Below are 12,083 nucleotides of genomic sequence, written 5' to 3'. Positions count from 1 at the left end.
CGCTCCAATGCCTTGACCCGGTCCCGGTCGTTGACGGCCTGCGCCTCTGGCCCCGCTCGTCGGCCAGCCTCCTCCCGGCACCAGCGGCGCAGCGTCTCGCTCGTGCAGCCGATCTTGCCAGCAATCGAGGTCAGCGCCGCCCACTCCGACGGGTAATCCCCACGATGCTCCGCCACCATCCGCACGGCACGGTCGCGAAACTCACCCGAAAACTTGTTCCTTGTAGCGCTCATCTCAGCTCCTTCTCACAAATAGGAGCCTCCTGGAAAGCCAGGACGGTTCACGGACCACGAATGGTCAATTATTTCGCCCCTGTTGCCCAACAAGCCACGGGGCGTTCCTCGTGCTGATGACCGGCGGGTCCTGAACGGCATCCTCTGGCGGTTCCGGACAGGTTCGCCCTGGGCGGAGATTCCCGAGCGTTACGGGCCACCAACCACCTGCTATAACCGCTTTGTCCGATGGAGGAAGGCCGGGGTCTGGGATCGGCTTCTCGAAGCGGTTTCCGAGGCTTATGATGGTGATATCGTCATGATCGATTCCACCTGTGTTCGCGTTCACCAGCACGCGGCCACGGGAAAAAAGGGGCTCGAGACGATGGTGGCATGGGACGTTCCCGTGGCGGGCTTACGAGCAAAATCCACGCGCTCGTCGATGCCGAAGGCCGGCCAGTCGCACTCCGTCTGACCGGCGGCCAGATTGCTGACTGCACTGAAGCCGGCGCGCTGACAGACGACCTCGGCGAAGGTGATATCCTGCTTGCTGACAAGGGCTATGACACCAATGCCATCCGAGCCAAGGCGGCCGGACGTGGTGCCTGGGCCAACATCCCGCCGAAGGCAAACCGCAAGGGCTCCTTCTCGTTCTCGCGGTGGGTTTACAGGCAACGAAACCTCGTGGAGAGATTCTTCAACAAGATCAAACAGTTTCGAGGTATCGCAACCCGCTACGACAAGCGCCCGGAAAATTATCTCGCTGCTGTCAAACTCATCTCAGCGAGGATCTGGTGTCAGAGTTTATGAGTCGACGGCCTAGAGAAGGAGCGAAATGGCGAACGGTTCTGGCAAAATTTCCTGCGCGATCTTCGCGAAACCAATTCGATTACGGCAGCGGCTATCGACGGGGTGATCGCTCGGGGCGGCATGATTCCTGCCGAGCAATTCGCCGTTGTAAGCGGTGCGACGGTCAGGCCTAAGAGTCGGACTCGAAAAGCCTTCAACGATATCGGTACCTTACAAGCCGCCTGGTGATCAGGCGCAGGTGGGCGATCATGATCCAAGCCTCTGATGAGGCGATGGACTTTTCGACATCCTTTGCCAGTCTGCGGCATCTGCCGAGCCAGGCGAAGGTGCGTTCGACGACCCAGCGGCGCGGGAGGACTTCGAAGCCTTTCGCCTTGTCCGAGCGCTTGATGATCTCGACCGTCCAGCGCCCGATCTTCTTCAGCCGCCGCTTCAGCTTGCCGCCCGCGTAACCACCATCGGCGAAGACGTGCAGCAGCCATGGCCACCTGTAGCGAATGGATTTCAGGAGATCGGGAGCACCATCGCGATCCTGGACATCAGCGCTGTGCACCATGAGGCCGACCATCAGACCAAGCGTATCGACGATGATATGACGTTTGCGGCCTTTGATTTTCTTCCCCGCGTCATAGCCCCGGATACCGCCGCTTTCCGTGGTTTTGACGCTCTGGCTGTCGATGACACCGGCCGTCGGAGAGGCCTCTCTGCCCTCCAGTTCGCGGGCCTCCATTACCAGATGATGGTTGATGCGCGACCACAGCCCTAATGCCCGCCATTCATAGAAATAGCGCTGGACGGTCGAGCAGGGCGGAAAATCCTTCGGCAGCATTCGCCATTGGCAACCGGTCGTGGCGATGTAAAGCAGCGCATTCACCACCTCTCGCAAGTCGGTCGTACGAGGACGCCCCAGGCGGCGCGGCATTGGTAGGAACGGTTGAACCAGCCCCCATTCCCGATCCGTCATATCGCTTGCGTAGCGTGCCGTTCGCCGGGCATAGTGCCGGCGGGTGATTTTGGTCCAGGCCATTGTGAACTCCATCGAATCTCGCAAATCCGAAGGAATCATAACCTGTTGAAATCACCCACCTCTTTTTGAGGCAGCCTCTAAGACCGGGCAAGTCCCGGCTGATACGGTCGCCAGCCGTCTCATAAAGTCCGGCTTCCTCAAGGAATTCCACGACCAGGGATATGGCCGCTGTTTCCACACGGCTCCGAGCTTGGCCATGGGCACAACCGCGGCCATGCGGGCGCGGGACATTACGGAACGCGTCTTGCTGGATGGCCTACGCGAATGGTGCCGAAAAATTGGCCTCGCGAGCTACAACGCTATCCGAATTCGGGGCGACGAAGATTTGAAGCCGATCGGGCCTTTCGCATTCGATCTTGCCGGGCCGAGCTATCTTCTACCGTTGCAGGGATCGGCAAGCAAACCGGGCTTCGTTGTGGCGGACGTTTTCGCCGAAGGCATTTTGACCGTCCATGAGATTCAGTTTTTCATCCGCAAAGCTCGCGTTCTCAAAGCCAGCTTTAAGGATATCGGCATTCTGTCGATCATCGTCGCAGAAGGCTTCACAGGCGAAGCAATGGCCGCAGGACATGCGGCGGGCGTTATGCTGGCAACCCCCAAAGACCTGTTCGGGAAGCGTGTCGGGGAGGCAATCGTCTCGCTCTGCGAAGTGCTCAAGAATGCCGCGAAATATGCGTCATCGAGCCCCGAACGCCTCACCATGCTGTTGAACAACCTGTTCGATATCGAAGGGCGCAACAAGAACCTCCGGGGCATCCTGTTCGAGATGGTGGCGGGTTATCTTGCAAGGCGCACAGCCATGACGATGGATATGGGCGTCACCGCCAAAGATCCGAGCACCGGGAAGACAGCGGATATCGACGTTCAAACGATTACCAACCAGAACGCACTCGTCACTGCCATTGAATGCAAAGGTAAGGAGCCGGGCGGTGTGTTGAGTCTGGCGGAGGTGGAGGAATGGCTCGCGAAGATTCCCACATTCCGCGCTCACTACGCTCAGCACGGGTATTTACGCGAGGCAGAGCAGCGCTTTGAAATCTGGACGAGTGGCAGCATCGCACCTGATGCGCTCGCGAAGCTGAAAGATGAGCAGGTCCGCCGCGTAAAGGCGAAGATTGACTGGAAGAGCGGCGATGCAGTTCTCGCGCTGGCGAGGGCGGGCAAGGAAAAGGCCCTTGCCGACGCTCTCAACCAGCACTTCTTCCGTCATCCATTTGCCGAAGTCGCCAACCATTTAGAAGCCGGCGAGGCCGCAGGAAAAGTGCCGTCATGGATGGCTCCTGCGAAATCTAACCTGCCTGAGTTCCAAGACCCGGTGATTGAAGTCGTCTCGTTGGATGGCGAGTTGGACGCCGCCGAGTGACCCAGCGCCCAATTCAGGAGCTCGGGTTTGCCCTGGGTTGCCAGCTCAGGTCATGGTGACGTCCAGGCTGTGCTCGCCCTTCGGCATGGGGATCCGGAGCTTCTGCCCGGCAACCGTCAGGGCTTCGCCATTCAACCTTGCCGACTGGATGCCGTGGCCGGTCTGGTTGGGGTTGTCTATTGAGATCGTGAGGGAGCTTTCCCTGAGGCGGACAACCGCTTTCAGCTGCGGCCAATGTTTGGGAAAGCAGGGGTTCAGCAACAGATCCGGTCCTGACCATGTCAGCCCCAGAATACCTTCGATACCGGCACGGTGCATCCACGCAGCCGAGCCGGTATACCAGGTCCAGCCGCCGCGGCCCGTGTGCTGGGGATTGGCATAGACGTCAGCGGCCACGGCATAGGGTTCGGTCTTGTAACGTTCAACCGCCTCAGGGGTCAGGGCATGGTTGACCGGGTTTACGAGCGAGAACAGTTCACCTGCCGCATCCCCGTTTCCCAGCCCGCATTGTGCCAGGATGGCCCACATGGCAGCATGGCTGTACTGGCCGCCATTTTCGCGCAGGCCCGGCGGATAGCCCTTGATGTAGCCGGGATCCCGCGGTGTGCTGTCGAATGGCGGGGTGAACAGCAGGGCGAGGCCCGGTCCGGGCTGGACCAGACGTTGGGTCATGCTGGCCATGGCGGTGGCGGCGCGCTGCGGGTTGGCGGCGCCGGACAGGACTGCCCAGGATTGGGCAATGCTGTCGATCTGGCACTCGTCTGACGCTGCCGAGCCCAGGGGCGTGCCGTCGTCGAATGTGCCGCGCCGGTACCATGCCCCATCCCAGCCGTCCCGTTCAATCGCCTGTAACAGGGCAGTGCGATGGCTGTGCCAGCGGGCTGCGCGGGCAGGGTTACGTTCACCTGCAAACGGCGTCATCCGGTCGATGGCGGCAATCAGCAGCCACCCCAGCCAGACACTGGTGCCCTTGCCTTGCGCGCCAACCCGGTTCATGCCGTCGTTCCAGTCGCCTGAGCCGATCAGGGGCATACCATTGGTGCCTGTCAGTTCGATGGCGAGGTCCAAGCCTCGGGCGCAGTGCTCGAACAGGCTGGCGGTGGACGCGGAAACGGCCGGCTGGAAGAACGCGTCATGCGCGTCAGGCTGCAGGGCAGGGCCTTCAAGGAACGGGACCTGCTCGTCAAGGATGGAGGTGTCACCCGTTACGCTCGCATATTGCGCGGCGCAGTAGCCCAGCCAGATCCGGTCATCCGAAATCCGCGTGCGGACACCTTGCCCGGAATGAGGCAGCCACCAGTGCTGGACATCGCCCTCCGGAAACTGCCGGCCTGCCGCCCGCAGAAGATGGGCGCGCGTTATTTCCGGGCGCAGCGCAGTCAGGGACATGCCGTCCTGCAACTGGTCGCGAAAGCCGTAGGCTCCGCTTGCCTGGTAGAAGCCCGACCGCGCCCAGATCCGGCAGGCCAGCGTCTGATAAAGCAGCCAACCGTTCAGCAGGATGTCCATGGACCGATCCGGCGATGTGACCTGAACGGAGGTCAGAAGATCGTTCCAGTGCTGGCGGACGATGCTCAGGGTTCTGGCCGGATCGTTGCTACGGTGCCGCAGGATCAAGCTGCGTGCGGCCTGTTCCGTTTCGGCCTGCCCAAACAGGAAGACCACGGTCGCTGTTCCGCCCGGCTCCAGCGCCACCAGACGCTGCAATGCGGCACAGGGATCGAGTGCCGGGCCGGTGCGCCCCGAGAAACGCGCCGCTCCAATGCCGGCCGGCGCGGCCATATCGCCGCCTTTGCCGAGAACTTCGCTTCGGTCTGCGGTCAGGCTCGCTGTTCCGCTGCCCAGATCGGCAAAGGCCACCCTGTCCGCAAAACCGGTGGCATGGGGATTGCGGGCAAAGATTGCGCCGGTTTCCGGGTCCTTCATGGTCACGATGCCGGCTGCCGTTGTACTGCGTGACGTGCCGAGCACCCATTCTGCATAGGCTGTGACAGACAGTCTGCGCACGGTTTTGCCGGTGTTGCGCAAGGTCAGCCAGGTGATCTTGACCGGGTCATCCACCGGCACGAACTGCAACATGTCTGCTTCAATCCCGCGCTCTGCATGTTCAAACCGGCTGTAGCCGAAACCGTGCCGGGCGATGTAGGTGCCTTTGCCCCGGACCGGCAGCGCGGTTGGTGTCCAGAGCGCGCCACTGTCGAGATCATAAAGATAGAGCGCTTCGCTTGCAGGGTCGCAGACCGGGTCGTTTGACCATGCCGTCAGCTGGTTCTCCCGGCTGTTGCCGGACCAGACATGGCCGCTGCCTTCGGCTGAGACCTGAAAACCGAAAGAGGGGTTGGCGATCACGTTGATCCAGGGGGCAGGGGTGGTTTGCCCATGGCGCAGGACCGTCACATACTCCCGGCCATCTTCGGCAAAACCGCCCAGGCCATTGAAGTACTCCAGTTCCGGCGTTGGAACTGTGGTTGCCTCCTCTGCCGCCCCGCCTTTGAATGAAGGGAGCAAGGGGCGTTTCGTTTCAGGTGTCAGAGCATCGATCTGATCGCCAATGCTGCCCCTGCCGGCGATAAGAACCACATGCGCGGCAGCCAGCAGGATGGCATGGGCACCGGGCGACACCAGGGTGGTGCGCAACGTGTGGATGGCACCGTGGGCGGGGCCCTTGTTCCTGCCGCTGCGGGGACGGGCCTGTGCCGAGCGCACGGCATCATCGATCACAGCTTGCATGTCCTGATAATAGGATGGCGCGTGCTCGTTTATGATCACCAGATCGAAATCCAGTTGCCGCATCCGCAGGTATTCATGGGCGGCCAGAACTTCGTGCAGGGCGGCAACGTCTTCGGTTTCGCTGATCTGGAACAGGACGATCGGCAGATCACCGGAAATGCCGAGGGGCCACAGCCTGGAACGCTGCCCCATCCCGGCCTCGATCTGGCTCCGCGTTGCCCTCAGGCTTGCATCTCCCCGCAGGATCATGCCGCCAAGGCGCTGGAAATCAGCTGCAGCTGCCGGTGTCACGCCCAGATGGCGCAACTGCACCTGCGCCTGTGTCCAGGACAGGGTCGCAGCACGTTCGAAGGCGGATGGGTCACGGTGGCGGTCAACCAGATCCAGAAGGGCTTCCGGCGTGCTGGCGGCCAGTGTCCAGAAGCTGACCCGCGCCATGCCGCCAGGTGGCACTGTGATGCGGCGGCGGAGCGAGAATATCGGGTCTAGTACGGCGCCGGTGGTGCCGGACAGCGGGGCACCTGCCATTGCCGCATCCCTGATGCTGCGTCCGCGGCCGATAAACTGCGCCCTGTCTGTCTCATGCTGGAGGGGGGCTGTCTCCTGTCCCTCGACCACGGCAATATGCGCGCTCCAGACCTCGGGATCGGCGGGATCACGCCGGCGCCGGGTTGCGATGACCACGTCCAGTTCAGGCAGGAAGCCTGTCACCACGAAGAGCTTGGAAAACGCCGGATGCGCAAGATCGGCGGCGGCCGGGGCCAGCACAAGCTCGTTGTAGGACGTCAGCTCGATCTCGCGCGGGTGCCGGCCTGTGTTTGTCAGTGTGACGCGGCGGGCTTCTGCATCGTCCTCGGCCGAGACCACGACTTCAGTGGTCGTGCTCAACCGCCGGCCCTTATGGACAAATGATGCCTTATGCTCACTGAAGGTGGCGGAGTGGCGGCCCGGATCAGCGCCTGTAGGCTGGATTGCTGCAGACCACAACCCGCCCGACTTCACATCACGCACGAAGATGAAGGAACCAAGGGTCGATTGTGACGGATCGGCACGCCAGCGGGTGATGGCAAGGCCGCGCCAGCAACTGTAGCCGCCGCCTGTGGGGGTCAGCATCACGCCATAACTTCCATTCGACAGCATGTGGCCGGTTGGCGGCCCGTCCCCAGGAGCATCGAAATGGCGTACGGCGGGGGCAGCGGAGGTGTTGAGCGCCGTAACAGGAACATCCCCGGCGCGTGGTGGAGCGGATCTTGCGTCGCGTGGCATCCGTTCCTGCAGCAGCAGTTCTGCGGCCTGGATTACCGGCTCGTTGTGAAACCTCGTGCGCAGGCGTCCATTTTGAAGCGTGTTGGCGATTGCAGTAATTGTCATTCCCTGATGATGTGCCATGAAACTGCGTACGATGGCATGATGGGCTCCGGCGGGCAGGCGTGAAGGGGTGAAGTCCACCGCCTCGTAGAAGCCGTAGCGCCCTTGCGCACCGATAGCCGCCAGCCTTCCGAAATTCCTCAGCGCAGCCGTTGAATCGACCATGGCGGCAAGTGCAGTTGCGTAAGGTGCGACGACCCGGTTTGCGCTCAGGCCCCGCTTCAATCCCAACCCCGGCACTCCGAAGTTCGAGTACTGGTACGTCATTTCCAGATCGCGGGAATTGAAGGACGATTCCGAGATGCCCCAAGGGATGGCGTTTGCATGCCCATAGTCTTGCTGACGTGCCACGATCAGGCGGCTGGTCTGTTCCAGCACGGAACCTGAAGGCGCCCGCATGATCAGTGACGGCATGAGGTATTCGAACATGCTGCCTGACCAGGAAATCAGCGCGGAACTTGCGCCGGCCGGCGTCGCGGCCCGGCCAAGCCGGAACCAGTGCCGTGTTTCCACATCCCCCTTTGCTATGGCAAAGAGGCTGGCCAGCCTCGCTTCGGACGCTAGAAGATCGTAGCAACTGGGGTCGAGACTGTTGGTGGTGACAGAAAAACCAATGGAAAGAAGCTTCTTTTCCGGATTGAACAGAAAGCGGAAATCCATATCCATGGCGAGGCGGCGGAAAAGCTCTTCAAGCGCATGAAGTCTTGCGGAGCTGATTTCCCAAACGTCATCCATGTGTCCGGCGATGCAGTCCCTTGCCGCGCAGCACCAGAATGCAAGCTCATGATCCGGTCCGTAACTGGCCAGCGCCAGATCCGCCGCTTCGCGGGCAAGCGGTAACAGGGCCTCGAACGGATGATGGGCGGTGTTGCCTGCCGCCAGCTTGTCCAGCAGCGCCGCGAGACCGGAGATTTTCGGCGTCAACGCCTGCCGTGCCAGTGTCAGAGCATCGGCGACCCCTGCATGCCTGCTGGAGGCGGCGAGAGGGACCGTGCGCCATTCCCGGCAGGCCTGAGCCACCGCGATCAGATGTCCGGCGAGGTTCCCGCTGTCGACTGAAGACACGTAAGCGGGATCGAGAACACGCAATTCGCGGGTTTCGTACCAGTTGAAAAGATGCCCCCTGAACTGGGGCAGCCGTTTGATCGATTGCAAGGTCTGTTCGAGCCTGACGATGGCTGCGGTCTGACCGGTCCAGCCAAAGTCGCGCGCGGCGGTGACCGACAGCAGATAAAGCCCGATGTTGGTAGGTGAGGTGCGGTGAAAGACGGTAGGTTTCGGTGTCTCCTGGAAATTGTCGGGTGGAAGAAAATTGTCTGCCGCGGTCACGAACCTCTCGAAATAACGCCAGGTCCTGCGCGCGATGAGGCGCAATGCAAGTGCATCGTCAGGGGAGAGCGGGACTTCCGGAGGGGGAACAAACGGGCGGCTGACACGGTAGGCCAGTGCCGGAGCAGCCAGCCACGCAAGCGCGAACAGAACCACAGCCGGCCACGCCAGTGGATTGAGGGCGAGAGCGGCACCGCTTGCACTAAGCCCAAGTACCAGCCCGCCCGCCATGTTGCGGTATTGCGCTGCATATCCCGGGCGCGCACTGGCACCGGCGTCGGCAGCTGTCACCCATTGCAGGAGGTGCTTCCGGGTCAGTCCAAGCCGGACAAGTGTCCGGCCACAGGCATCCGTCATTTGCCAGGCGGTATCAGCAAGAAACGCGGCGCCCAGCGCAATCTGCAGGACTGCCGTGCGGGCGTCCTGCCGCAGGGCAGCGAAGTGACTGCGCGACGTGATCCCGGCGCGTCCCGGCAGGATTGCAAACGGCAGGCCTGTCAGCTGCGGCACCGCCAGCATGGTCAGTATCGCAGCGTTCCAGGAAATTGCGGCAGGCAGCGGCAGCAGCCAGCCTGCAAACAGCGAGGCCAGCGAAAATGGAGCCACGACTGCCCGGCGCAGATTATCGGTCATCTTCCAGCGGCCGGTAGCTGGGACAGTGCTGTCTCTACCCCTGCCTATTCCAAGCAGCCAGGGTAGAAGCTGCCAGTCCCCGCGTGTCCACCGGTGCTGACGGCGGATGGCAACGTCGTAGCGCACCGGGAAGTCCTCAACGAGCTCGATATCCGAAGCAAGTCCGGCGCGGGCAAAAATCCCCTCGAACAGGTCGTGGCTGAGCATCGTGTTTTCAGGCACCCGTCCGGCCAGACTGCCAGTAAAGGCATCCACATCATAGATTCCCTTTCCGGTGAAGGAACCTTCGCCGAACAGATCCTGATAGACGTTTGAAGTGGCGCTGGCATAGGGATCTATCCCGCCCGGACTGGAAAAGACCTGCTGGAACAGGGAACCGTGCGTGCCTGCAGGAAGAGCTGGCGTGACGCCTGGCTGTAATATGCCGTAGCCCGCCGTGACCCGCCGCTGGCCGGGGTCAAGGACGGCGCGGTTCATGGGATGTGCCATCTTGCCGATCAGGCTGGCCACGGTGTCCCGCAACAGGCGCGTGTCCGCGTCGAGGGTGATGACGAACCGGACATCCTGCGGCACGGACGCCCCCGGCAGGAAGCTTGTACCGGTTCCGCCCCGCAGCAGTCTGTTCAGTTCCTCAAGCTTTCCCCGCTTGCGCTCCCATCCCATCCAGACGCCTTCCTGCGGGTTCCAGAGACGATGGCGGTGCAGCAGGAAAAAACGGTCTCCTTCGCTGGATGGGTAAAGTGTATTCAGCCGTTTTATTCCGGCCTGCGCTTCCGCGATCAGCTCAGCATCCTGAGGTACCGTGCGTGTCTGCGCATCCGGACCATCGGACAGGAGTGCATAATGCAGGGATCCGCCGGGGCTTGACAGGTGATGCACTTCCAGCCGCCCGATCTGATCCAGCAGATCGCTCTTGTGAGAAAGCAGCACCGGCACGGCAACGAGAGTGCGCAGATGCGGCGGAATGCCCGCTGTCAGGTCGAGGCCCGGCAAGAGCTTTGGCCGGACGGTCCGGGTGACTGCCAGATTGACGAGTGCCGTTCCTGCCTCGGAGGCGGCAGCAAGGCCCGTGACTGCGAGCACCAAGACGGCCAGCCCGCTCGTGCCGACGGCCCAGAGCGCTGCAGCAAGAACGCCAGCTGTTGCCAGCGCGATGGCGCCCAGATAGCCGGCAAGACCAAGGCTTGCCAGCATCCGGCCCAGCCTCACTGGGAGGGAAGGCCTGAAGCCCAATGTCTTTTCGAATTCCCTGCGCCTTGTCCCGATCAGGGCAGGGCCAGGGTCGCCAGCTTCACCGCTCCCGTCATGGGCGGTGAAATCGAGTGCCGCGCCAGTGACTTCGATCTCGCTCAGGGGCGATCCGCGCGACAGAATCTCGATTGCCGTACGATAGGCGTTCCGCGTGGCGAAATCCATTCCGGCGAAACCGGAACTGGCCCGCAGGTGTGCGTCGATCAGGCTGACATCCTCGACAAAGCTGGCCCAGTCCATTTCCGATGCCAAGCGCATGCTGGTCACGATATTGCGCATCGTGACGCTGGTGGCTCCCTGCCGCAGCTGGGCATTCTGAACCACGGTCTCAATGGATGATCCCTGACTGCGGAGCCTGTCCTCCAGCCATACATGCAAAGGGGTCTCTGCCGGATCAAAACCGCGGAGGCGCTTGGCGATCTGGGCGGCTATGATCTCATCCAGGAGCGTGTCCTCAAGTCCGGCTGTTGCAGCCAGGAACTCACGCACAGTCGCTTGTGATCCGTTGCGCTTTGCGGCCCAGATCCTGTCGACGATGTCATCTGCCGTCTTGCGCAGGTCGCTGCCCCGGGTGATTTCCTGCGCGAGACGCCGCATGTTCTCTATGAGGACGATGCGCAAGGTGATTGCGACAGCCCAAAGCTCGCCTATGGTCAGAGGACTGACCTTTTGATAGGACTTGACAAACAGTGCGAGGACAGGGCTGCACAGCAGGCTGTCCGTATGGGCAACATAGGCCCATGCCAGACCCAGCACCCTTGGATAGCCTGCGAAGGGGCCGGCCGACAGCTTGGGCAATTGCCTGTAATAGTCATGAGGCAGATCGTCCGCGACCTGGCGGAATTGCTCTTCGACGAGATGAAAATTGTCCAGAAGCCATTCTGCCGCCGGCGAAATTGCCCGCCCTTCTTGCAGGTTCAGAGCACAGGCCTTGTAGGCTCCGAGCAGGAAGCTTGCGTTTTCGCTGACACGTCTGGCCAGTTCTCGCCCGCCTTGAGCGGGCTGATCCGTGACGGTTTGAGCCATCGCAAGCGTGAGCGCATGGTGCTCAAGCCGCTCGGTGCCGAAAAGCTCCGAGCGGATGGCAGCCGTGTCCTGCCAGGGCGTTGCGACGGGGGGCCGGATACCGGTTGCCCGTTCAAACCGGGCCCGCCACCGCAATCCTGTCTGGCCGGCAGTCACTTGAACTGCGGCAGGTCAGGCCGCGCAACCTGTTCCACCGTTCCCGCAGCTCTTCCGTTTACGGAGGGCGGCGACTGGTCCTGAGCATCCGGCGGCGGAGGAGGTGATGCACTGCAGGCCGGGTTCGGCCAGTCGGGCCGTACACGGCGTGTCATCGACTTCCATTTGTGTTCGATCA

At 61.9% G+C, this 12,083-nt stretch carries 5 protein-coding genes; 2 read left to right on the top strand and 3 right to left on the bottom strand.

Annotated elements, in window-relative coordinates:
• On the bottom strand, positions 1-233 hold a 233-nt coding region (locus tag H163_RS0121310; protein ID WP_019965748.1), incomplete at its 3' end, for a hypothetical protein.
• 67 nt (positions 234-300) lie between these two features.
• On the opposite strand from H163_RS0121310, the gene H163_RS24135 reads away from it, so the two are divergent.
• Positions 301-1,022 (top strand): IS5 family transposase gene (locus H163_RS24135; protein WP_425594384.1). Its coding sequence is split into 2 segments (ribosomal slippage): positions 301-586 and positions 586-1,022, totalling 723 coding nucleotides; the frame shifts between segments, so codons are not numbered across the junction.
• Positions 1,023-1,215: 193 nt separating this feature from the next.
• Here H163_RS24135 and H163_RS0121300 read toward each other — a convergent pair.
• Positions 1,216-2,049 (bottom strand): IS5 family transposase, encoded by an 834-nt coding sequence (locus H163_RS0121300; RefSeq protein WP_026356160.1) that lies wholly within the window; start codon positions 2,047-2,049, stop codon positions 1,216-1,218.
• Between the two features lie 196 nt (positions 2,050-2,245).
• On the opposite strand from H163_RS0121300, the gene H163_RS0121295 reads away from it, so the two are divergent.
• Positions 2,246-3,412: a hypothetical protein gene (locus H163_RS0121295; protein WP_019966645.1), complete on the top strand. Its 1,167-nt coding sequence runs from the start codon at positions 2,246-2,248 to the stop codon at positions 3,410-3,412.
• Between the two features lie 45 nt (positions 3,413-3,457).
• Here H163_RS0121295 and H163_RS0121290 read toward each other — a convergent pair whose 3' ends face one another.
• A complete protein-coding gene (locus H163_RS0121290; protein WP_019966644.1) occupies positions 3,458-11,884 on the bottom strand; it encodes a glycoside hydrolase family 94 protein in 8,427 nt (2,808 codons plus the stop codon).
• Positions 11,885-12,083: the final 199 nt, after the last annotated feature.

Origin of the sequence: Pannonibacter phragmitetus DSM 14782, from assembly GCF_000382365.1 — a bacterium.
Classification (GTDB): Bacteria; Pseudomonadota; Alphaproteobacteria; order Rhizobiales; family Stappiaceae; genus Pannonibacter; species Pannonibacter phragmitetus.
Note: the sequence above shows the minus strand (reverse complement) of the source record. Positions and strands in the feature narration are given on the sequence as shown.

Excerpts from the sequence above, each read along its gene's own strand:
- H163_RS0121300 (WP_026356160.1), bottom strand. The coding sequence starts at position 2,049 with ATGGCCTGGACCAAAATCACCCGCCGGCACTATGCCCGGCGAACGGCA.
- H163_RS0121295 (WP_019966645.1), top strand. The coding sequence starts at position 2,246 with ATGGGCACAACCGCGGCCATGCGGGCGCGGGACATTACGGAACGCGTC.